Annotated in this window: 26 protein-coding genes; 14 read left to right on the top strand and 12 right to left on the bottom strand. The window is 37.0% G+C overall.

Features of this window, described 5'->3' with window-relative positions; genetic code table 11:
- Positions 1-7: 7 nt before the first annotated feature.
- Entirely contained in the window at positions 8-1339 is a 1332-nt protein-coding gene (gene pssA / locus DBO93_RS17175; RefSeq protein WP_108457417.1) for a CDP-diacylglycerol--serine O-phosphatidyltransferase, read from the top strand.
- Between the two features lie 90 nt (positions 1340-1429).
- On the opposite strand, the gene DBO93_RS17170 is transcribed toward pssA, so the two are convergent.
- Both DBO93_RS17170 and DBO93_RS17165 read right to left on the bottom strand, forming a co-directional pair.
- A complete protein-coding gene (locus DBO93_RS17170) occupies positions 1430-2185 on the bottom strand; it encodes a transporter substrate-binding domain-containing protein (protein WP_108457416.1) in 756 nt (251 codons plus the stop codon).
- 111 nt (positions 2186-2296) lie between these two features.
- Positions 2297-2995, bottom strand: a complete 699-nt coding sequence (locus tag DBO93_RS17165) for a 2OG-Fe(II) oxygenase (RefSeq protein WP_108457415.1) — start codon at positions 2993-2995, stop codon at positions 2297-2299.
- Between the two features lie 177 nt (positions 2996-3172).
- Between DBO93_RS17165 and DBO93_RS17160 the strand changes: the two genes are divergently transcribed.
- Positions 3173-3568, top strand: a complete 396-nt coding sequence (locus DBO93_RS17160; RefSeq protein ID WP_108457414.1) for a thioesterase family protein — start codon at positions 3173-3175, stop codon at positions 3566-3568.
- A 260-nt stretch (positions 3569-3828) separates the two neighbouring features.
- Positions 3829-4521: a single-stranded DNA-binding protein gene (gene ssb, locus DBO93_RS17155; RefSeq protein ID WP_108457413.1), complete on the top strand. Its 693-nt coding sequence runs from the start codon at positions 3829-3831 to the stop codon at positions 4519-4521.
- A 194-nt stretch (positions 4522-4715) separates the two neighbouring features.
- On the opposite strand, the gene DBO93_RS17150 is transcribed toward ssb, so the two are convergent.
- From DBO93_RS17150 to DBO93_RS17130, 6 genes are all read right to left on the bottom strand, one after another.
- Positions 4716-5111 (bottom strand): hypothetical protein, encoded by a 396-nt coding sequence (locus tag DBO93_RS17150; RefSeq protein ID WP_108457412.1) that lies wholly within the window; start codon positions 5109-5111, stop codon positions 4716-4718.
- A 22-nt stretch (positions 5112-5133) separates the two neighbouring features.
- Positions 5134-6030 carry a TIGR01777 family oxidoreductase gene (locus DBO93_RS17145; RefSeq protein WP_108457411.1) on the bottom strand — a complete coding sequence of 299 codons (897 nt, stop codon included), beginning with the start codon at positions 6028-6030 and terminating at the stop codon, positions 5134-5136.
- A 306-nt stretch (positions 6031-6336) separates the two neighbouring features.
- Positions 6337-6528 (bottom strand): hypothetical protein, encoded by a 192-nt coding sequence (locus tag DBO93_RS17140; protein WP_108457410.1) that lies wholly within the window; start codon positions 6526-6528, stop codon positions 6337-6339.
- Between the two features lie 172 nt (positions 6529-6700).
- Positions 6701-7219, bottom strand: a complete 519-nt coding sequence (locus tag DBO93_RS19155) for an anhydro-N-acetylmuramic acid kinase (RefSeq protein WP_275403658.1) — start codon at positions 7217-7219, stop codon at positions 6701-6703.
- A gap of 7 nt (positions 7220-7226) precedes the next feature.
- Positions 7227-7865, bottom strand: a complete 639-nt coding sequence (locus DBO93_RS19150; protein ID WP_275403657.1) for an anhydro-N-acetylmuramic acid kinase — start codon at positions 7863-7865, stop codon at positions 7227-7229.
- 16 nt (positions 7866-7881) lie between these two features.
- Entirely contained in the window at positions 7882-9276 is a 1395-nt protein-coding gene (locus tag DBO93_RS17130; protein WP_239059031.1) for a peptidoglycan DD-metalloendopeptidase family protein, read from the bottom strand.
- 167 nt (positions 9277-9443) lie between these two features.
- On the opposite strand from DBO93_RS17130, the gene tyrS reads away from it, so the two are divergent.
- From tyrS to DBO93_RS17100, 7 genes are all read left to right on the top strand, one after another.
- On the top strand, positions 9444-10643 hold the full coding sequence (gene tyrS / locus DBO93_RS17125; RefSeq protein WP_108457408.1) for a tyrosine--tRNA ligase: 1200 nt from the start codon (positions 9444-9446) through the stop codon (positions 10641-10643).
- Positions 10644-10863: 220 nt separating this feature from the next.
- Positions 10864-11427, top strand: coding sequence for a DUF4136 domain-containing protein (locus DBO93_RS17120; RefSeq protein ID WP_108457407.1), 564 nt, complete (start codon positions 10864-10866; stop codon positions 11425-11427).
- A 64-nt stretch (positions 11428-11491) separates the two neighbouring features.
- Positions 11492-11974 (top strand): hypothetical protein, encoded by a 483-nt coding sequence (locus tag DBO93_RS17115; RefSeq protein WP_108457406.1) that lies wholly within the window; start codon positions 11492-11494, stop codon positions 11972-11974.
- Between the two features lie 160 nt (positions 11975-12134).
- Positions 12135-12458 (top strand): ribonuclease E inhibitor RraB, encoded by a 324-nt coding sequence (locus DBO93_RS17110; protein WP_108457405.1) that lies wholly within the window; start codon positions 12135-12137, stop codon positions 12456-12458.
- Between the two features lie 260 nt (positions 12459-12718).
- Positions 12719-13009, top strand: a complete 291-nt coding sequence (locus DBO93_RS17105) for a hypothetical protein (protein ID WP_108457404.1) — start codon at positions 12719-12721, stop codon at positions 13007-13009.
- 98 nt (positions 13010-13107) lie between these two features.
- Positions 13108-13260: a hypothetical protein gene (locus DBO93_RS18725; protein ID WP_162533818.1), complete on the top strand. Its 153-nt coding sequence runs from the start codon at positions 13108-13110 to the stop codon at positions 13258-13260.
- A 264-nt stretch (positions 13261-13524) separates the two neighbouring features.
- Positions 13525-13866 (top strand): hypothetical protein, encoded by a 342-nt coding sequence (locus DBO93_RS17100; protein WP_108457403.1) that lies wholly within the window; start codon positions 13525-13527, stop codon positions 13864-13866.
- A 41-nt stretch (positions 13867-13907) separates the two neighbouring features.
- On the opposite strand, the gene DBO93_RS17095 is transcribed toward DBO93_RS17100, so the two are convergent.
- On the bottom strand, positions 13908-14603 hold the full coding sequence (locus DBO93_RS17095) for a tRNA (adenine(22)-N(1))-methyltransferase TrmK (protein ID WP_108457402.1): 696 nt from the start codon (positions 14601-14603) through the stop codon (positions 13908-13910).
- A 151-nt stretch (positions 14604-14754) separates the two neighbouring features.
- Between DBO93_RS17095 and DBO93_RS17090 the strand changes: the two genes are divergently transcribed.
- Complete coding sequence (locus DBO93_RS17090; RefSeq protein WP_108457401.1) at positions 14755-15138, top strand: PAS domain-containing protein; 384 nt, start codon at positions 14755-14757, stop codon at positions 15136-15138.
- A 78-nt stretch (positions 15139-15216) separates the two neighbouring features.
- Here DBO93_RS17090 and DBO93_RS17085 read toward each other — a convergent pair whose 3' ends face one another.
- Both DBO93_RS17085 and DBO93_RS17080 read right to left on the bottom strand, forming a co-directional pair.
- Positions 15217-15873, bottom strand: a complete 657-nt coding sequence (locus DBO93_RS17085; RefSeq protein WP_108457400.1) for a TrkA family potassium uptake protein — start codon at positions 15871-15873, stop codon at positions 15217-15219.
- Between the two features lie 5 nt (positions 15874-15878).
- On the bottom strand, positions 15879-17351 hold the full coding sequence (locus DBO93_RS17080; protein WP_108457399.1) for a TrkH family potassium uptake protein: 1473 nt from the start codon (positions 17349-17351) through the stop codon (positions 15879-15881).
- A gap of 207 nt (positions 17352-17558) precedes the next feature.
- Here DBO93_RS17080 and DBO93_RS17075 point away from each other — a divergent pair, with 207 nt between their 5' ends.
- Complete coding sequence (locus DBO93_RS17075) at positions 17559-17726, top strand: PLD nuclease N-terminal domain-containing protein (RefSeq protein ID WP_108457398.1); 168 nt, start codon at positions 17559-17561, stop codon at positions 17724-17726.
- Between the two features lie 89 nt (positions 17727-17815).
- Here DBO93_RS17075 and DBO93_RS17070 read toward each other — a convergent pair whose 3' ends face one another.
- Positions 17816-19294 (bottom strand): carbon starvation CstA family protein, encoded by a 1479-nt coding sequence (locus DBO93_RS17070; protein WP_108457397.1) that lies wholly within the window; start codon positions 19292-19294, stop codon positions 17816-17818.
- 378 nt (positions 19295-19672) lie between these two features.
- Here DBO93_RS17070 and DBO93_RS17065 point away from each other — a divergent pair, with 378 nt between their 5' ends.
- A complete protein-coding gene (locus DBO93_RS17065; RefSeq protein ID WP_108457396.1) occupies positions 19673-19933 on the top strand; it encodes a hypothetical protein in 261 nt (86 codons plus the stop codon).
- 450 nt (positions 19934-20383) lie between these two features.
- Positions 20384-21193 (top strand): DUF2306 domain-containing protein, encoded by an 810-nt coding sequence (locus DBO93_RS17060; RefSeq protein ID WP_108457395.1) that lies wholly within the window; start codon positions 20384-20386, stop codon positions 21191-21193.
- Positions 21194-21220 lie beyond the last annotated feature (27 nt).

Raw genomic sequence — 21220 nt, 5'->3', positions numbered from 1 at the left:
CGTTAATATGGTTGCCGTTAATTCTATGGTTGGCATAGCTGCCACAGATATCGATATTGCTAATACTGCTGCTGATTTTAAGCAATTGCTATTGGCAGAAATTGCCCAAGCGACTTCTCGTATCTATATTTCTGCGCTTTATATTCAAGACGATACTGCAGGCAGAGAAATATTGGCTGCCTTATACCAAGCTAAACAACAAACCCCTGCGTTAGATATTTGCTTGTTTGTAGATTTCCATCGAGCGCAACGTGGTTTGATTGGAGATAAAGAATCTGGCGGAAATCGAGATCTTTATTTAGCGCTTGAACAGCAACATCAAGTCTCTATTAAAATTTATGGCGTGCCAGTTAAACGGAAAGAATTGCTTGGCGTTTTACATTTGAAAGGAATGGTAATCGACAATGTTTTACTTTACACCGGAGCCAGTATTAATGATGTTTATTTACAGCAAACTGAGCGTTATCGTCTTGATCGCTATTATCGCCTAAACAGTCAGGCATTAGCGGATAATTTTTGTGAATACCTCAACCGCTGCTTTATTGATTCAGCATTGGCACCTCTGTTAAATCAGGGTGAAGTGCCCAGTGCAAAAAAAATAAAACGAAAAATCATTCGTTTAACTAAGCTATTAAAAGTTGCAAAATATAAACTGTTAAGCACAAATAAACGTGTCAGTAACTCTGCTGAAATACAAGCGTCTATGTTTGTTGGTTGTGGCCGAAGAGGTAATCAACTGAATCGTGTGATCAGAGACTTAGTTCGTAATAGCCAAGAATCATTAATTATTTTCACACCTTATTTTAACCTACCCAAACCTTTGCTAAGAGACTTAGATGCCGCACTAAAACGAGGTGTTAAAGTGACTTTAACAGTGGGAGATAAAAAAGCTAACGACTTTTATAATGCGGATGAAACAACCTTTTCAACGGTTGAAATTGTGCCTTATATTTATGAGCGCTTGCTGGTGAGTTTCTTATCTCGACGTCAAAAGCACCTCGACAATGGTAACTTGTCACTAAGGTTGTGGCAGGACGGTTCAAACAGCTTTCATTTGAAAGGTATAGTCGCAGATAATCGCTATCACCTATTAACAGGAAGTAACTTAAATCCGCGTGCGTGGTCGCTTGATTTAGAAAATGGTATTTTGCTCGACGACGAAAAAGGCCAGTTAGCGGATAAATTCAATGCCGAATTTAAACGCATTACCGAACACACAAAAGTTATTCATAATATAGCTGACATTGAAAGCGTGCATAATTATCCAGATAAGCCTCGTAAATTATTAAAACGTTTACGTATGACACAAATAGACAGGTTATTGAAACGCTTTCTATAGCTACACGATCGTCAATATAATATAGATTAATTTTAAAGACTTAAAGTAAAAGCATAATGACACCATTATGCTTTTTTATTGTTGATATGTTTATTTTAACGCTAGAATTTTTTTCGGTTTAGACAACAAAGTGTCGTATTGAGCATGTTGATATTCTGCTTCACTGATAAAGTACTGCTGTAATTTATTATCTTTCACTAATTTGATAATTTTTTTATCATAAGTTTTTTGCAGCTTTTTACCTTTTTTTGAATCCGTAAAGGCTAAATATAAATGTTCTTCTTTCCCTATTATTTGATGACTAAAACGGTTTTCAGGATCTGCTAAAGATAAATTAGTAAGATAAGTAACGGCGACATCAACACGCTTTTTATCAATAAGTCTTGTAATATTATCGATGTACTCGACACCATAAAAACGACTAGTACTTGGTAAAAACCGCTCCAAAGCATAATCTTTTTTTCCCGCAACAATGAGCCCAGCTAGGTCATCTGCTTTGTTAATACTTTGTATGTTCTCATCGAAAATTGCATATAGAGGGTATTCAATGTCTAAATGATGCTGTGGGAAAATAAGCTGTCGACTGGTATCTTTATAAGTGCCGACAAGAACATCAGCACGTCCAGTTTCGACCAGGTTAATGGCGCGACTCCAACTAGTAGATATAAACTCTAATTGATAATGTTCGCCATACACTTCACGAATAATATCCCAGTATGTGCCAGTACCATCAATATTGGTATATTCTTGCCACTCTTCACTGGCGACAGTTAATACAGGTAAGGGATGTGAAGCAAAGCTTTGGCTACTAAAAAAGACAGCAATAACTATAAGTATTTTATCCATAAAATATTAATTTAGTCCCATTATTGTATATTTAGCTGCTTATTTTTTCTGAAAGCTGTTTTTTGTAAAACGTTAACTATAGCCAAGTATAAAAGCAGTTCAATTATTATATTAACTCGCCGTGTATATTTGTTGTGCTGGGTTATAACTCATCCAAGACGTTAGCACGTATTTATTCGATGAGACAGGTATATTGCCTCGATGTGTATGAGTGAAACCACAAGGAGCAATAATCATGCTGCCAGCTTTGGGCTTAATAATTTTATTTTGATAGTAAAACTCTGTTTCACCGCCTTCTTCTACATCATTTAAGTAAATAATAAAAAGAAGTACTCTATGCAGTGCCTTATTATCACCTAATTGTGGGTATATTTCTGAGTGCCAATAACCATAATTACCCTTGCCTTGCTCATAACTTTGCGCGTTAACAGGGGCTAAATTAAATAAATATTTTATTAAATTAAATAAATTTGGCTTGCCTACTTCTTCGAAATTATCGACTGTGAGTACTACGGGTTGCTTAGTTTTAGGGTGCTGTACCGTTAATGAAATGCCACCAATTAAACTAAAAAAATATTTGCTAATATAGTCAGTGATCTGGTCGCCACAAGCACGTAAAATGGTTTGCAAGGCAGGCTGAAATTCTGCATGTTGGTTCAGATATATATCTTGGCTGAGCTTTTTAGTGGTGTCGACACCACCACCCGTTCTCCCTGCTACTTTATGCTTGCTTTTATCGAAATCTTTAATAAATTTTGAGCAAAACTCTGGGCTGAGTGCGTTAGGGTATACTTCTATAAAGTCGGTCATGGTCACATTCTTATTATTAATCTGAGCTAAGCATACAACAAACCGCTACTAATTTAATTACCTTGTTGAAAAATCTCTGTAGAATGTTGAAATAAAAATTATTTTAACGTGTTTTTATATCGGCGAAAACCACCGTATATCAAGACATATATTGCAAAAATGATATAGAGAATCAGAATGATAAATGAAAGTATAAAACCAAGGTTTTGCGAAACTGACGGTTTAGGACATATTAATAACACGGTAGTTGCACAGTGGTTTGAGGGTGCAAGAGACCCTGTTTTTGAATGGTTTACACCAGATTTAAGCTTAAGTAACTGGAAGTTAATTTTGGCTAAAACCACCGTTGAGTTTCATGCTGAATTGCAATACGGTGCTAAAGTAGAATTAAAAACTTTTATTAGTCGTATAGGCAATAGCTCGTTTGATGTTTATCAAGAAGCGTGGCAAGCCGATAAAAAGTGTGCGTCGGGCACTGCTGTTATGGTGCACTTTGATCACCAAGCTAAAAAATCTCAAAAAATTTCTGCAACAACAATCGAATGTATGAAAGCCCATTTTATTGAATTATAAAGGCTAATATTGGTCTTAATTCTCACATGTCGATAACTGGGGAATAGACCCAAGTTTCTGCTTAAACATAGAGATAATGATAAGCAGTAATTCAGACCCTAGTGATAAAATATTTCAGAAAAAATCGTGTAAATCTAGCGTAATTTTTTACCCGTAGTGATAGAATCTGGATATTGTTATTAAAAATAAATATTCTAAGCGAGCTGACGCTTAGGTAGTGTTAAATAAGTAAAGTATGACTTTACTGTAAATATAGGATTTTGTTCATGGCTGGTGTCAATAAAGTAATTATTTTAGGTAACTTAGGGAAAGACCCTGAAGTGCGTTTTATGCCTAACGGTGGTGGGGTTGCTAACCTTACTATTGCAACTTCTGAAAGTTGGAAAGACAAGCAAACGGGTGAACAAAAAGAAAAAACTGAATGGCACCGTGTAGTTATGTTCGGTAAATTAGCCGAAATCGCTGGCGAATATTTAAAGAAAGGCTCTAAAGTTTATATTGAAGGTGCTTTGCAAACACGTAAGTGGCAAAACCAACAAGGCCAAGATCAATATACAACTGAGATAGTCGTTCAAGGTTTTAACGGCACAATGCAAATGTTAGATTCTCGTGGTGGTAGCGGTGCAGGTGCAGGCGGATTCAATCAACAAGCACCTCAACAATCAGGTGGTTTCCAGCAGCAAGCCCCAGCTCCACAACAAAGTAGTGGATTTAATCAGCAAGCAGCGCCTCAACAAGCTTATAACAAACCTGCGCAACAGTCTGGAGGTTATCAACAACCAGCACCGCAGCAATCAAACTCAAACTCTCAACAATCTGGTGGATATCAGCAGCAGTCAGCGCCTTCGCAGTCTGGTGGATTTGGGCAGCAATCAGGTGGTTTTCAACAGAATGCACCAAAAGTAAACCCACAAGAACCAACGATTGATTTTGATGACGATATACCATTTTAATTTCTAGTTAATTAATAGCTGTAAAGTTAAATATAGAATGTAAAAAAGGTGAGCTTGTGCTCACCTTTTTTGATTTTATAAGTTCATTATTCTCTTTGGTTTATGTTTATTAACCGTAAATAATAAGTTAGCAAAAACCCTTTAGTGTTAAAGAGGAAAAAGCAACATAGTGGTAAGTTAGTCTATTCATAAAACTAAGTTAATTGGCTTGTTAACCATTTTTTTGCTGCATCAGGAGAATCAAAGCTTTTGCTTTTTAGTCCTGCTTGATAATAAGCTTTTTGAAAAATATTTTCGGCTATAGCTGGCGATTCACTCAAGCTAGAATAGATTGCCAATGCTTTTGTTTGTCCAGTACTAACAAATTTTACATGATAGTCTAAAGCGTTTTTTGTTGCTAATGGCAGGCCTCTCAATATAAGTAAAACTGCAAAATTTTGGGAATCAACATCGTTTATAATAATGCTTGTTAGATCGGCGTGCATTTTTTTAAAGAACTCTAAATTCCATGGGCCCGTGGCATCTATGGAAATAATGTTATCTTCTACAGCAAAACTGCATTTTCCGTGAGGAAGAAACTCTGCTTTCAAGTGATTACCTAAGGTTTAGTATCTATGGCTTAATTAATAGCTGTTTTAAGGCTGACTGTAAAGTTGGATATTGAAATTTAAACTGATGATTAAGCAATTTCGCGGGCAAAACATTTTGGCCATATAACACTAAATCTGCTGACTCTCCCATTAATATTTTTAATATAAAAGCAGGAACTCTAAATATACAAGGTCGGTTAAGCACTTTGCTTAAGGTTTTTGAAAATTCTTGATTAGTAACTGGCATAGGGGCTGTCGCGTTAATCGGTCCAGAAATATCAGTTTGGTAGATAGCGGCTAATAGAACCGCCACCATGTCATCAATATGTATCCATGACATAAACTGCTCGCCGCTAGCAATGGGACCACCTAGACCGAGTGCAAATGGCGGTAACATTTTTTGTAAAGCACCGCCGTTGTTGGCTAAAACTATCCCGGTTCGTATTAAGCAAACACGTGTTGTCTCTGATTGAGCCTGCTGTGCTATAGCTTCCCACTTCTGACATACATAATGACTAAACTCCTCATGTATATCTTGATAGCTCTCATCGATTGATAAAGCCCCTTGTCGACCATAAAAACCAATCGCGCTGCCTGAAATAAAGCTGTGAGGTGGCTTAATCGCTTGTTGAACTTTATCAACCAAGCTTTGAGTTATTTGCCAACGGCTCTGGCAAATAATATCCTTTTGTTTGCTTGTCCATCTTTTATCAACAATAGCTTCACCAGCTAAATTTACCACTACATCAAGATCATTAAAGTTTACATCGTCAAGCGTTGTGACTAATTCAATATTATCAGGCAATAATTTTGCTGTTCTATCAGTACTTCGCGTTAGCACAATAATGCGTTCAGTATTTAAATGTTGGATCAGTGCTTGCCCAATCAGGCCACTACCACCCGTAATTAAAATGTTCATTATTGCTCCTTATTTGTATAAGATCTAATTTGTCACTCGTCATACTTCCTTTACCCAGAGATAAATATTGGTGCGTGTTTAGTTGGAGCTTTGCCGAGATATTAAACGACTATCCAAAGGTATTAGCCAATAACGATATTAGTAAGTGAGGATATTAGTTATACCGACAATGTTAATTTATAGATCACATACAGTGTTGTACGTTATTAATAAACTATAGCAGGCGAATATTGAAATGAATAAAAAGTTGGCAATAAAAAAGCTCCCTTAGGAGCTTTTCATTACTATCTAAGCCGAATAGAAAACTTAGTAGTAAGTATCTTCTTTGTTGTGCGCTTGAGGATCTTCAAGAATCTCTTCAAAGTCGACTTCAAAACTGTTGTTACTATCAGTATTTGCCATGTAAATAGTGCGAGTTGAACCATCGATCCAAGTGACCGTGCCGCTACCTTTTTTACTGCCGCATTTCATACCAATATGTATATCGTTAAATTCCATCGTTTCCTCCTCGTTTATTGTCGAAAATCGAACCGTGCTTTCGATTAAGCAAACTCTGTTATTACTTGGAATATCTATTCTGAAAATAGTTCAAATATTCTACAGCTAACGTGCTTCTTTTTCGACGGGAACGTTTTATTATAAAGAGAAAAATATTCAGATCTAGTTATTTTTAAGGCTTGGTACTGATCCCTAAAACAGTCGACTTGCTAGCCCCTGTTACTGCTGGAATGTTGCCGAAAATATTTTTATCAAATGCTAAGGCCAACCAGGCAAATGCCATTGCCTCAAGTGAATCACTATTAATGTTTTTTGTATGAGTATTCACTATTGAATGGTTGGTAAGCTTATGATTTAAAAGTGAAACCAAGTAGTGATTCTCAATGCCACCACCACAAATGTATACGTCAGATTTCGTACTTAGTTTAGTGATTTCTTGTGCAATACTGTCAGCGGTTAATGCCGTTAATGTTGCTTGAATATCAGCAGGTGTTAGTGTGCTTTTATCGGTAAATTCGGCTAACCATTGTGCATTAAAATACTCTCGACCAGTACTTTTAGGTGCCGGTTGAGTGAAGTAACTATCGCTTAACATTGCTTGTAATAAATCAGGACAAATCGTACCTGAATTAGCCCATTGGCCTTTAGTGTCAAATCGACCTGATTGATGTTGAGAAAACCAATAATCCATTAACGCATTACCAGGGCCCGGTGTCAAAACCTGTGGTTTTATGCGGCGCGTTTGCAGGAAGAAAAGTAATATTAGCAATACCGCCAATGTTAACCACAAACACATCTTTTTCAGCAGAACCAAATATGGCTTGATGAAAGGCGGGAACTAATGGTGCACCTTGGCCGCCTAAGGCAATATCCTTGGTTCTAAAGTCGCCCACCACACGAATACCTGTTAATAACGCTAAGGTTTGTAAACAACCTATTTGCAAAGTAAAAGGCGTTGTTATCTGCTCGTTTTTAACTGGGCGATGGCGAATAGTTTGCCCATGACAACCTATGGCGGTGATGTCTGAAGCCGTTAAATTTTCTTGTTGTAAAAACTTTAAAATAGCGTGTGAAAACTGTTGTGCTAACTCAATGTTGAGACTGCCAGCATGGTCAATTTCATTAGCGCTGGCGTTATATAAACGCATTATATTTTGCTGAGTATTATGATCATAAGCTTGATAATAACTGGCGAGTAAGTTGGCACCATTGGCGTATTGAGACTGGTTATTGTCAAACTCAACTAACGCTAGATCAATACCATCGGCACTGGTGCCTGACATTAGGCCGATGTAGCGTACTTTATTACTTGTGTTATGACTCACGTTATTACTCATATTAATCCGCGCTTTTCTAATTAGATTGAGTACTCAGCATCACTTGTCGTGAACTTGAAAGTTCGGCAAGGCGTTGAGCCGCTACCGCATCAAACTTTTGCTTAAATTTACTACTAATAGGTTTAGCATCTGGTAGCTTTACTGTTCTAGGGTTACGGTGCACGCCATTCAGTAAAAATTCATAATGTAAATGTGGTGCTTCTGACATACCTGTTGAGCCAACATAACCAATGACTTGGCCTTGTTTTACCCGCTCACCGGCTTTAACTGCACGTTTAGAAAAGTGCAAATACTTAGTCACAATACCATTTCCGTGCTGAATAAATACGTAATTACCATTGTATTTATTGTAGGTTGAATGGGTAACTCTACCATTACCAGCCGCAACAACAGGCGTACCCTTTTTAGCCGAATAATCGGTGCCGTTATGTGATTTCCAGCGTTTTTGAATAGGGTGGAAACGTTTACGTTTAAAGTTTGAGCTAATATAGCGAAAACTGACTGGCGCACGTAAAAATGCTTTACGCATGCTATTACCTTTAGGTGAATAGTATTCGTCGTCGGTAAAGCGAATGGCAGTAAAAGATTCACCTTGGTTAATAAACTCAGCGGCTACTATTTTTCCAGTACCGATAAAATCACCTTCAACATATTGATTTTCGTAAATTACATTGAAGCTATCACCTTCACGAATATCCATTGCGAAATCTATATCCCAGCCAAATACATTTGCCAAACTGATAATCTGACCATCATTTAACCCTGCAGTTGAAGCAGCATTCCAAAAGTTTGATGTAATGGTGCCGTGTGCAATAGCTTCACGTATTTCTACCGTTTTGCTTTCTTTGTAGGCGTGATACTGCTGGTTTTGCAAATTAACAAATAAAGTTTCATTTTTTGACAACGGATATTCAAGTGACACCAAGTTACCATCAGTGTCTTTACCGATGCGTATAATGTCGCCAACGTTGAGCTTTTTCAGTAAATCGCTTTCTTCACCTTTTGCCGTGATAACGTTATGCGTTGTAGTCGCGTTTAAGCCATTACGTTTGAATATTTTTGCTAATGAATCACCACTTCTAACTTTAACCGATTGCCACGATAATTGAGCTGCATCTTCTTCAATATTACTCGGTAAATCAGGAGCAGGCCCTTGATTGATTTTTAATACCTCAATCGGCGGAACGGGCAGTTGAATATTACTAGTAGCTTCTACATCGTTGCTTTGCTCAGGCATTGCAACTTGATAACGTTCACCTACTTTAAATTCGCCATTACTATTTGTTGGCGATACTTGCTTACTACTTTCTAACGGTACCATGAATAAAATCAGCACTATCGCAGCACATGACGTAATAATTATTTGGTGCTGTTTTGGTAAGGCAAAATATAAATTTTTTATATTTTTCAAAAAGCTAAGACCTATAAAAGAAATTTTAATACGAAAACTATCGTCTACTATAACAAAATAATATCATCCTAAACAATGATAGGGTTTTCACCACAGTTAAAATTACAGTAGAATTCGGCAATAATTATTTTTATTTTAAAAAAAACACCTTTGTTGGAGCCTAGTAAATGTCAGATGTAAGCCAAGCGTTTGAAGAAATAAAACGCGGTGCGGAAGAAATTCTGTTAGAAGATGAACTGTTGGAAAAGCTTAAAAAAGGTAAGCCACTTAAAATCAAAGCGGGCTTTGATCCTACAGCACCAGACTTGCATTTTGGTCACACTGTTTTAATCAACAAATTACGCCAATTTCAGCAACAAGGCCATGAGGTTATTTTCTTAATTGGTGACTTTACCGGCATGATTGGCGACCCAAGCGGTAAAAACGTTACGCGTAAACCGCTGACGAGAGAAGATGTGTTAGCAAACGCTGAAACCTATAAAGAGCAAGTGTTTAAAATTTTAGACCCAGCAAAAACCACTGTTGCTTTTAATTCGACGTGGATGGAAAAACTAGGTGCTGCCGGCATGCTAAAACTTGCGTCACGCCAAACCGTTGCACGTATGATGGAGCGAGACGATTTTAAAAAGCGCTACAACGGCGGCCAAGCCATTGCCATTCATGAATTTATGTATCCGTTAGTTCAAGGTTGGGATTCTGTTGCACTAGAAGCCGATGTTGAATTAGGTGGAACTGACCAGAAATTTAATTTATTAATGGGTCGTGAGCTGCAAAAGTCTGAAGGACAACGTCCGCAAACTGTCTTAATGATGCCGTTACTTGAAGGCTTAGACGGTGTGCAAAAAATGTCGAAGTCACTCAATAACTATATCGGTATTACTGATGCGCCAAACGATATGTTTGGTAAAATCATGTCTATTTCAGATGATTTAATGTGGCGTTACTACGAGCTATTAAGCTTTAAACCGCTTGACGTAATTAACGGTTATAAAGAAAGCATTGCTGCTGGTTCAAACCCTCGAGATGTAAAAATTGACTTAGCTAAAGAGTTAATTGAGCGCTTTCATGACCAAACCGCGGCAGAAGCTGCCCATCAAGAGTTTATTAACCGTTTTCAAAAAGGTGCCGTGCCTGACGATATAGCCGAAGTTGAAGTTATAAGTGACAATGGTGAAATTGCTATCGCTAACTTATTAAAAGATGCCGGTTTAGTTGCTAGTACCTCAGAAGCTATGCGAATGATAAAGCAAGGCGCTGCTAAAATTGAAGGCGAAAAAGTTGTGGATAATAAGCTAGTTATAAGCGCTGGCACATCGGCAATTTACCAAGTAGGTAAACGTAAATTTGCTAAAGTTAGTGTTAAATAAAAGCTATTAAACGCGGTACTTGTTAAGAGCCAGTAAAGTTACTGGCTTTTTTGTGCGCTGAATTCACCTTTTTGAAACTATGTAGCATATAAATGGTTGTCAATTTGCTGATAAAAAAGCTCTCAGCTTTCATCACTAATAAAGCGCTGTTAAATCACATATAGTTGTAATTTATCAATAGCTAGGTAACCTAGCGTTATTGATTTTTGTTTGAGCCATTATGATAAATTGTAGATTACTTAGCTGTTTAGCATTACTTATCACCCTGATATCTTGTTCTGTTTCGCAAGTTGCTACCACGTCTTATCGTGATAGTTTTGATTTTTCTACGGTTGAAAGTTACAGCACTTATGGTCGCAACTCTGCCTTTGGTGACTTACAAAATATTAAAGGTACTATTCGAAATAACATTGAACTGGCGATTGAACAGGGTTTCGATGAAAATGGCTTTCGTTATAAAGCCACAAAAGATGCTGATATTGTTATTGCTTATCATCTGTTAAATAATGATTTGGGCGAATTTAAACGTTACAACCAGCAAGTAAAATATTGCGGCTATTGTTTAAATGCAGGGGGAAATTCGCGCAAAGAAATAGAGAAAACACTCAGCGCTGGTAGTTTAGTGCTCGATATAATTGATCCCATAAGTCAACGCTCGGTCTGGCGCAGTGTTCACGTTTTAGGTTTTAAAGCACAAGACAATAGCCAAGAAATACAAAACAAAATAACTAATGCGGTTAAAACCATGTTGCTCGATTATCCTCATGGTAATAATATTAGCTAAATACTAAATACTAAATACTAAATACTAAATACTAAATACTAAATACTAAAAGAGAGGTTGTCTAATGGCAAAATGGTTAGCTATTACACTTTTTGCGTTAATTTGCTTTATGGTCATTTTACTTGGCTTAGGCTATTTATTATCTGAAAACGAAAAATCTACCAAGGTGCTTAAAGTTGAATTAGCACAACAGACTCAACTAAAGCAGAAAAAAACACATCAACGTAACAACCTTGATACCTATACTGGCGAAACTAGCGAAGTAAATGCCAATATTGTAGCCAAGCAAACTGATGCCGAAATAATGCAAGCGTTTGAAAGTTCGCTAATAAACAACTTAACATGTGTAACCGTAGCGCAATGCCAAGTGGTAACCGTTAAATTTAAAAATATTAGCTGCAAACTCGCCAGTAATGTTATTGGTGCATCACAACTTAACAAAATAGCCACACATACGATTACAATGGATAACTGCCCAAGCGTAAGTTCGCCAAATGAATTGGCTTGTCAGCAAAATGTTTGCAGTTTAGTAAGCATAGTAAAATAAGGTTTTTTTTTGCCATCAAGCAAGAAAATAAACACGTATAAAGAGATATCATTGCCTAAAGGTGAGTGAACATCGTCTAAAAATCTTAGCAGTATGGTTATCGTGTTTATAATAGTTTGGGTATATAATAACGCATTGATTTTTTAAAATTGTAAGTAATATGACCTTTCCCGACGACGAAACAGGCCAAGTTTTAGCTGAAATGCAAACTGCAGGTATTAACTTAAGCGAAATGCACAAGGTAGTGTTTTTTCAGTTATTTGAACAAGAACTACAAGCTAAAGCTATGGTTGAGCATTTAGCTGCACAGGCACCTGATATGCAGGTAGCGATTGAGCCTGACGAACTGCCAAATGTTTGGGATGTAAACTGCACCGTAAATATGATCCCAAGTTACGAAGCTATAATCGCACAAGAAGCTGAATTTGAATTACTAGCAAATAAGTTCAATGGCTATAACGATGGTTGGGGTATTGAGGCTTAACAGTCTCGTTTTATTCAATTTACTCGTTCTAATTACTCAACTAACACAAACCTCGAGAATATATTGAGTTTACTGATTTGGTATTGAAGTATTTTACAGCTTTTAAATAGTATGGATTAAATTACACCATTAAAATATTTATAATTACCTGATAGTTATGGTATTAATAGCAAGCAAAAAAAATTGTGTGGCTAAATTTACGCGAGTCTAATTATAATTAATAAAGTGATACAGTGCCTTAGGCACAAGGAGTTTCAACCATGTTCAATAAATGTATATCTCTTTTCTTACTGGCTTTACTCACTGCTTGTGGCGCCACGCAGCCACCACCATATCAAAAAGAACGACCACCTGAAGCACGCGACCAATACAGCGGCGCAGAAGGTTTAAAGCAACAACAGCAAGATCAAACCTACCTAATGAATAAAGAATTAGCCGATAAGTGTACTGCCGCCAAAATAGACTTAGCCATGGCAGAGCAAGAAAAAAACACTAGCGAAATTCATCAGCAAATCGAATTAATAAACAGTAACTGTCTATCAGAAGATTAAACTTATTATGATTTAATTAAGTGTTTCTTCTCAAGTCAGAGAATGGAGAAACTGCCTGATTTTTCTGAGCATGATCAAGAAAAATCTTGGGTGGTAATTTGTTTACAAATATTTTTGTCGACTTGGTTAACGTAACATTGCAAAGTGTTCATAGCAGCACTTATCCTGAAACATATACTTCATGTGCTAAACCTAAACCTAAACCAGATGGTACTATTTCTATAGATTCAGATGGTAATATCAAAGAATAATTAAACTAACGAAATAACGACCTGTGGAGGCAAGAACATTAGTGAATAGTAGGGTCAGGTTCGCTGATATATTGGCTTTGTGAGAGCGATTTTAGTTGTTTAACACCGCCATTAAGGCTCTTGTCTACTAAGCCACAAATGGAAACAAGTACTTTGTCGGGAGTCATTATATTTATACGACTTAGGAAACATTATTTTTCAGCATAATCTTAACAATAAAAATGAGTAACTTTAAAAGCTCGATAACGCTCAAGGAGAGCATGAATGAAAGTACAAGTTAAACGTTTTTCTAGCCACCAAACCGCCAAGGTATTTGCTATATTAATGGCGGCATCTTCATTGATTTTTGTTATTCCATTCAGTTTAATTGCATTGTTTTCGCCTGCCGCTGTAGATACTAGTGGTAACGAAGTAAGCTTTAGTGGCTTTAGTATGATGTTTTTAATTATGCCAATATTTCAGGGTGTTATGGGTTATATAATGGTGAGGTTTGGTATGTGGGTTTACAACAAACTAACACCGCATATTGGCGGCATTGAGTTTGAATTTGAGCCAGTTGACGTTGAACATGTAGAAGTCACAGAAGATGAGGTTAAAGGCAATTGAGCTAAATAAGAGGCTATGTAATTAGCTGACTGCTTTAGCTGTTACATTAATCGGCTATAAGCACTTATGATGTGATCAACATTCTCGGTACCGCCTTGTTTAATTCGCTTATAGTGATTAAGTGTTTTTTCTAAATACTTTTTAACGACAAGTGCTTGTTGAGGATTTTCTGCTTGCCAAATATACTTTCCTACAGGGGTTATAGGGTGAGTTATTTCGCTGTTAATTCCCTTGTTTTTATCGGTTTCTGTCGAGGCTAATATCACTTCATAGTAGCGATGATTGTCTGCCACTAACGCTTCGCTTTTTAAACTGCATTTAAGTGCTATAAGTTTTTTACGCAGGGCAAATTGCTGATTAACAGGACACAGTAAAAAATCGATTTCTAGCTTAGGATTGTTTTGACAAATGTCATTAATGAATTGATTCATTAGATCACCACCCACACCGGCAATAATCACTAAGTGCTTTCCCTGGTATGAATGTAACGGCAGTTTTGCAACATCAATACAGTGTGTTTGCCACTGTGAAGTCGCATTTTTGTAAAACTGTTGAAGTTTATTTTCTACGCTGGTGATTAGCTGAGGTACTATGTCAACAAAGTGTATATTTGGTGCCGCTTGTCGTGACAAAAGACTTGCCCCTAAAAAGCCGTGATCACAGCAACAATCCCATATATGGGTGTAATTTCCGCTTACCATTTGTTCAATCTGCTTTAATCTTTTACTGAGTTTCAATCCATGACCTTTATTGCGATGTTAACTTATCGCATTGTAATGGTTTTATTCCATTTTGCTAAGTGTCTGATCTTCAGAAGTAATGCCCCTATGGTAATCATAAAATTTAATAGTAAAATAAACGCGTAATTTTTAGGTTCTTAAGGGCATTATGTTTACTGAAAATCCAGAAGATTTTATCTATAACTCATCAATTGGGATTCATGTGGTGTCTCCTGCCGGCATTATTATATATGCAAATGAATGTGAGCTTGATGTTTTAGGATATAAGGAAGGTGAATATATAGGTCACCATGTTTCTGAATTTCAAATAGATAGTGTCTGTTTGGCTGATATGATGACGCGATTAAACCGCTTTGAAACATTAAAAAATTATCCTGCACAGGTACAAGGAAAATCTGAAATTAAATACATTATTTATAACTCGAGCGTTTACGAAGAAAATAACGAATTTATGCATACGCGCTGTTATGGTACTGAGGTAGATAAAGTGATTTATGATGTATTTTTGAAGCATTGTGATTTTATAAAGTAGTACAATAAATAAAGCTAATTACTTGGGAAATACCGAGGGCTCTTACCTTTAATTAGCTTTATTTTACTACCTAATACATTAGGAGTCTGACGATAATCCTAAGCTCTTTCGTAATTCAGCCAAATCTTCGTGGTGGCTTACAAACAATAATTTATCACAGGTGTTTAATGATTTAACATCTGCGGGTATGTAGCACTTCTCGCCAGTATTGACGGTTACTAAGTGGCATTGTTGGGGGAGCTCAACCTCGTCGAGCGTTTTAGGGCAGTTTTCATCTAATGTTAACTCGACAAACTGCAACTCTCCTTCTAAGTATGCTGATCTGAGCATGCCATCATGCAACTCGCTCATGTTGACAATTTCCCTTGTTAGTTGCTTGTTAGTGAAAATAACGCCTTCCATCTTTAGGTTGTGACAAACAGGTTCGAGTTCGTCGTCTTCAACCCTAACAATCACTCTTTTAAAACCCATAGTTTTCGCAACTTGTGCAGCGAGTAGGTTATCAGTGTCGCTGTCAGATAAGCATATTAAGGCATCGGTATTTTTTGCACAGGCTTCTTCTAAAAATTTGGGCTTAGCACCGTCACCTAAAATAAAACCACAATCGATATATTGGCTTAATACATCAATTTTATCCTGATCTTTTTCTATGATAACCACTTCATGGTCACGTTTAGTCAAGGCTGCAGCGCAGTGAGAAGCAAGAGAACCGCCTCCTATAATTACCATTCGCATAGTGTCTAACTCCTTCTTTTACCAATCCATGTTGCTGGAAGTAGCAGCACAATAATGGCTACAGTTTCTACTCTTCCGAGCAGCATATTGAAAATTAATACCAGTTTTAATGTGGTGGGTAGCTCAGCTGATGTTAACCCACTAGAAACGCCTGCTGTTCCAAGCGCTGATGTTACTTCATAAAGTGATGCTATTGGTGGCATGTCGTAAGCTAGAAAGATAAGCCAACTGCTAACGAGAAAAAATAAGTAACCACAAATAATCGCTAAAACGTTCTCGATTGTTAGATAGTCTACCCGTTTACCGTCTAGGCGCAAATGTAACTGCGAATGAACTCCACTGCTTGCACGGCGCAAAAACATTTGCATGGCTTTAAACAACACCAGTAAACGATAAATTTTTATACCACCTGCTGTGCTACCAATACCGCCACCAACAAACATACAGGCACAAATTAACAACATGGCAGCACTGCCAAATGGCAATATATCAGATGATGCAAAACCTGCAGTTGTAATCGCCGATACCGTATTAAAGTATGCTTGACCTATGGTTGCTTCGCCACCAGACAACTTAACCAAAGCGAATACTGCTAATGGCACAAAAGCTACGAGGAAGAGTAGACATCGAAGTTGGGGATCTCTAAAACTATCGCGCAGTGAGGATATAGTAGGTCGGTAATAAAGATGTAATGAAATAGCACCAAGTACGGAGATTATAGACACTATCCATTGCTCACTCATGCCATATGAAGCAAAGCTATCGTCACGATTAGCAAAACCGCCTGTAGAGACTGCAGCCATGGCGTGTACTATGGCATCTATTAGCGAACTACCTGCGCCGAGTAAGGCGAAAATGCCTATCAGCGTTAGCACAGCGTAGACCACTAAAATACGTTTAGCATGCCCACGAGTACCACCAATATGCGAGTCTACATCGGCGGCATCGGCACCAAACATCTTTGTTTCTATGCCGGGTTGAGTGTGAATCGCTAATGCGAGCACTATGACACCTAAACCACCAACCCATTGCATCCAACCACGAGCAAACAAAAATGCAATGGGCTTGTCTTCTACCGAGGGCAGAGTTGAAAGTCCTGTGGTTGTTACCCCTGAAACTGTTTCAAACCAAGCATCGATAAATGACATGTCGTACTGCAACATGGGTAATGTAAATAACAAAGAAGATGATATAAAAACTAAGGCGGCAACAGCGAGTGTTTCATTACGTTGGAGTTGTTTTACACGGCTAATACGGCGACTAATTGCGTAACATATGGCACAGATCATCGCGATAGCTAAATAGGCTAATGTCACTGGGTACTGACCACTAGCGAGTGAAACACTCATGGGAACTAATACTAGTAACCCCATTAAACCTAGCAGTTCAAAGAGATGTTTACATATCGCCTTGGGGCGTGCGGCGAATAATAAGCTAGTTTGTCCTTTAGTGCTGACAGGAGCAGAGCTTTTTGACAAGTTTCTTCCTTATTACTTAGTATTGAATTAAGCACTCACAACAACAAACACCTTGTAAGCGGTATACTTTAAATCCAATTATTTGCTTTATCAATTACTTCTACTTAGTCTAAAGTAAGTTTATGTATTATGCTTTAATATAACTGATGAATTACACGAATATATTCGTGGTTGAGATAAAATTAATAATCCTTAAGGATAGAATTTATGTTTACAGGTATTTTAGGACTTATACATTTAATTATCGCAATTTGGGCGATTCTTAGTATTTTAAAATCAAGTGCGTCAACGGCTGAAAAAATTGTTTGGGCATTAGTGGTGTTATTATTCCCCGTTGTCGGTTTGATAATCTGGTTTTTAGCTGGGCCCAGATAGCAATTACAGCAGCTATAGATATGAAAAACCCCAGTAATTAATGGTTAAATTGCTGGGGTTTTTAATTATTTAAAAGTGTATTTTCTACATTAAGTATCGACTGCTAATTTAGTTTTTTTACCCTTAGCAAGGTGAACAATAACCAGTAAAATCAAGCCCAATATCGCTACAGTAATACCAATAGGTTTACCGTATTCGCTTGATAAGTTAAAGCCTATTCCAGCGGTCATAATATAGGAGAGTGTTACGGCTGTTGCGATTACAGCAGGTATACTGGTTATCCAATGGAAAGTACCACGATCAAATAAATATTTTGTTGCGAGCCATAACACGCTGGTAGAGAGCAACATATTTGAAAACGCAAAATAACGCCAAATTACTGTAAAATCGAGTTTTGTCATAAAGTAAGCAATAGTCAATATTGGTACCGCAAGCAATAATCGATTTCTCATGCTTTGTGGAATATTAAAAGCATCAACAACCGTTAAGCGCAATGAGCGAAACGCAGTATCACCAGATGTTATAGGGAAAACAGCAACTGCAATAATCGCCATAACTCCGCCAAATACGCCAAGATAACTATTTGCGACATGATTAACTACTAATCCAGGACCACCTGCATCGAGCAGTGCTTTTAATCCAGCATAACCCTCAGGGAATGCTGCAATACCAGCAAGTGCCCAAACACAACCCACAACACCTTCACTGATCATGGCACCGTAATATACCGGGCGTACATATTTTTCATTAGTTAGGCAGCGAGCAATAATAGGTGCTTGAGTTGAATGAAAACCACTAATTGCACCACAGGTAATGGTAATAAATAACAGTGGCCAGGCTGGTAAGCCGTCAGGGTTTGGTGTTAAAAAGTCGTGTGCGTGATCGGCTTCAAAGTACGCTAAAAAATCGCCTGTTATAGGTAAGTGTGGTGCATTAAATAAAAGTGCTATGGCAATTGAAACTGTCATCACGATCATTAATAAACCAAAAAATGGATAAAATTTAGTGATTATTTTATCAATCGGCAATAAGGTTGCTAAAAAGTAATAAGCTAAAATAGCTAATACCCAAAAGGTATTATTAGCTAAAATAGTACCTTCGAAAAAATCTAAATTACTGAGTAATCCCGCAGGACTCATGATAAATACTACACCGACGAAAAACAGTAACATAGCCGTAAATATCAACATAAAGCCTTTAAAAACAACGTTGTAATATTTTCCTGCTATTTCAGGTAAGCTTTTTCCGTCTTCTTTAATACTCATAACTCCTGAGAAGAAGTCGTGAACAGCACCACCTAAAACGTTACCTAATACTATCCAAACTAAGGCTATTGGACCATATAATGCACCCAGTATTGGGCCAAATATTGGGCCTACACCGGCAATATTTAAAAATTGAATTAAAAACGCGCGTACTGGATGAATAGGCACATAATCAACACCTTCACTAAAGCGCTTCTGAGGTGTATCAATAGTAGAGTCTAAACCTGCTTGTTTTGCTACAAAGGGGCTATAAAATTTGTAACCCAGTATTAGAATGGTGAGACAGATAAAAAAGATGATCATAAAGCACGTTTCTCTTATGTGTTTGTATAATAAAGTGGATAAATTATCGCTTGTTTTTGCAATTTTTTAAATAAGCGGCGAACCTTAACAAATGCCAAAGACCTTAACAATAAGACGTTTGGCTAATATGTTGATTAATATATGTCATTATTTACATAGTTTACATATTAAATGCACTAACATTTATTGTAGTTGTAACGTCATCACTTCACCTATGATTTAATTTTTTAACGAGTTGCTGCCTAACTATCTAAAAATAGTGATGATAAATATGTTGCTTGCTACTGTGTAAATTACTTAAGATAACTTTAATGTGGACTTAATTTATCGTGTTTTTAAATTGCCTCGATCATGAGGTACTGATTAAAGGAGTTGGTAATGCCGACAAATAAGCACAAAAGAAAAGCTTCAGCGCATAATAAATCTAAAACATTAAAAAACGCCCAAACACCCGGACTAATATCATCTCATCCCAAAGTGTTTATTTATCTTGGCTTACTCTTTGTTGCTTTAGGAATATACTTCATGGCTTTTGAAGCCCAAAGTGAAGCTATGTTTGGTATTGCGATGCTATTGCTTGTGAGCGGAGCAGCAACAACTATTTATGCTAATTTTGCTGTACCTAAATCAAGTAAATAAAAAAGGTATTAATTTACCGATAGTCGCTAAAAAAATAGCGCTATCGGTATATCTTTAACATATTAGAGTACCTTCGCTTAAAAACCACCAGCAATAATATACGCTACTGTAGCGGTTTGAACTTATTATTCCCAAAAGATATTGCTTCCCTCTCTCGTATTTTCTGTTTTTATATATTCTAAGGTTAAAGAGTTACGTATTTCACTGCTTTTAAATGTCTACTTTCTAACCATGTTATGCCAAGGTGTTGGCAGTAAAATTTTAGTATTGGTGAGATTCCCAATATCGCCTCTTTATTAAATATTGGTCAAAAAAGCCTTTTAATAGTGAAAACTTTCCTTTAGATATAAATTAAATTTATAACCATCTGAAATTAATATAAATATAATGTGGAATACCCTTTGCAACATCACTTCTGATAATAAAAAAATAAAGTTAAAGGGATAAGGTATGAACGAAAGTGAAATCGTTAAGGTTGATAATATTGCAACACGAGCAGATGTAATATTAAGCAATATCGCAAAGTTTTGGTTTGTTGTGGCAGTTATCGGCCAATGGATCATGGTGTACTACGTCATTGCCCATTATGGTGGTGCATTGCTTGCAGGTAATACTGGGGTTTTGGAGTCTCCAAATGGTAATCAGTCTGGATTAATCGCCCTGATTATTCATGTTTTAATCGCTGTAGTTATTATGGGACTTGGGCCCTTGCAACTTATTCTTCTAATTCGAGAAAAATTTCCTAAATTTCACAGAATAAATGGTCGTATATACCTACTGACTATTTTTATCGGCAGTATTTTGGGGCTATATCTTATTTGGGGCTATGAAAAAATGCCCGGCGGTCAGGCAATGTTTTTTGCTATGAATATTATGGTGTTGCTCATTATCACCTTTGCCATTCTCGCTTTACGCAATGCAATAGCACGTAAGATTAAACAACATCGTCAATGGGCATTGCGCTTATTTATGGTTGTAAATGGAGGCTGGTTTTTTCGTGTTGGCTTAATGGCTTGGATTTTAATACACCAAGCACCTGTTGGCTTTGACCCTGAAACCTTCGAAGGGCCTTTTATTATAGCCTTAGCATTTGCTCAGTACCTTATTCCGTTAGCCCTAGTAGAATTATATTTTTGGGCACAGAATAAAGCTGATGCAACTGGAAAATATATTGTTTCATTAGTGCTTGCTGTTGCAACGCTAGTGATGGGTGTTGGTATATTTGGTGCGGCTGCTACTATGTGGTTACCACAAGTGTAAAATTAGAAAAAACTAAGTGATAAATGT

The organism is Colwellia sp. Arc7-D, assembly GCF_003061515.1.
Lineage (GTDB): Bacteria > Pseudomonadota > Gammaproteobacteria > Enterobacterales > Alteromonadaceae > Cognaticolwellia.
This window is presented reverse-complemented; position numbering and strand designations above follow the sequence as displayed.

Coding starts and splice junctions, on each gene's coding strand:
- DBO93_RS17145 (WP_108457411.1), bottom strand. CDS start 6,030: ATGAACATTTTAATTACGGGTGGTAGTGGCCTGATTGGGCAAGCACTG.
- DBO93_RS17160 (WP_108457414.1), top strand. CDS start 3,173: ATGATAAATGAAAGTATAAAACCAAGGTTTTGCGAAACTGACGGTTTA.
- DBO93_RS17170 (WP_108457416.1), bottom strand. CDS start 2,185: ATGGATAAAATACTTATAGTTATTGCTGTCTTTTTTAGTAGCCAAAGC.
- DBO93_RS17065 (WP_108457396.1), top strand. CDS start 19,673: ATGCCGACAAATAAGCACAAAAGAAAAGCTTCAGCGCATAATAAATCT.
- DBO93_RS17110 (WP_108457405.1), top strand. CDS start 12,135: ATGACCTTTCCCGACGACGAAACAGGCCAAGTTTTAGCTGAAATGCAA.
- DBO93_RS17060 (WP_108457395.1), top strand. CDS start 20,384: ATGAACGAAAGTGAAATCGTTAAGGTTGATAATATTGCAACACGAGCA.
- DBO93_RS17100 (WP_108457403.1), top strand. CDS start 13,525: ATGAAAGTACAAGTTAAACGTTTTTCTAGCCACCAAACCGCCAAGGTA.
- DBO93_RS17075 (WP_108457398.1), top strand. CDS start 17,559: ATGTTTACAGGTATTTTAGGACTTATACATTTAATTATCGCAATTTGG.
- DBO93_RS17140 (WP_108457410.1), bottom strand. CDS start 6,528: ATGGAATTTAACGATATACATATTGGTATGAAATGCGGCAGTAAAAAA.
- DBO93_RS17085 (WP_108457400.1), bottom strand. CDS start 15,873: ATGCGAATGGTAATTATAGGAGGCGGTTCTCTTGCTTCTCACTGCGCT.
- DBO93_RS17070 (WP_108457397.1), bottom strand. CDS start 19,294: ATGATCATCTTTTTTATCTGTCTCACCATTCTAATACTGGGTTACAAA.
- pssA (WP_108457417.1), top strand. CDS start 8: ATGGTTGCCGTTAATTCTATGGTTGGCATAGCTGCCACAGATATCGAT.
- DBO93_RS19155 (WP_275403658.1), bottom strand. CDS start 7,219: ATGGATTATTGGTTTTCTCAACATCAATCAGGTCGATTTGACACTAAA.
- DBO93_RS19150 (WP_275403657.1), bottom strand. CDS start 7,865: ATGAGTAATAACGTGAGTCATAACACAAGTAATAAAGTACGCTACATC.
- DBO93_RS17165 (WP_108457415.1), bottom strand. CDS start 2,995: ATGACCGACTTTATAGAAGTATACCCTAACGCACTCAGCCCAGAGTTT.
- DBO93_RS17105 (WP_108457404.1), top strand. CDS start 12,719: ATGTTCAATAAATGTATATCTCTTTTCTTACTGGCTTTACTCACTGCT.
- DBO93_RS17115 (WP_108457406.1), top strand. CDS start 11,492: ATGGCAAAATGGTTAGCTATTACACTTTTTGCGTTAATTTGCTTTATG.
- DBO93_RS17120 (WP_108457407.1), top strand. CDS start 10,864: ATGATAAATTGTAGATTACTTAGCTGTTTAGCATTACTTATCACCCTG.
- DBO93_RS17090 (WP_108457401.1), top strand. CDS start 14,755: ATGTTTACTGAAAATCCAGAAGATTTTATCTATAACTCATCAATTGGG.
- tyrS (WP_108457408.1), top strand. CDS start 9,444: ATGTCAGATGTAAGCCAAGCGTTTGAAGAAATAAAACGCGGTGCGGAA.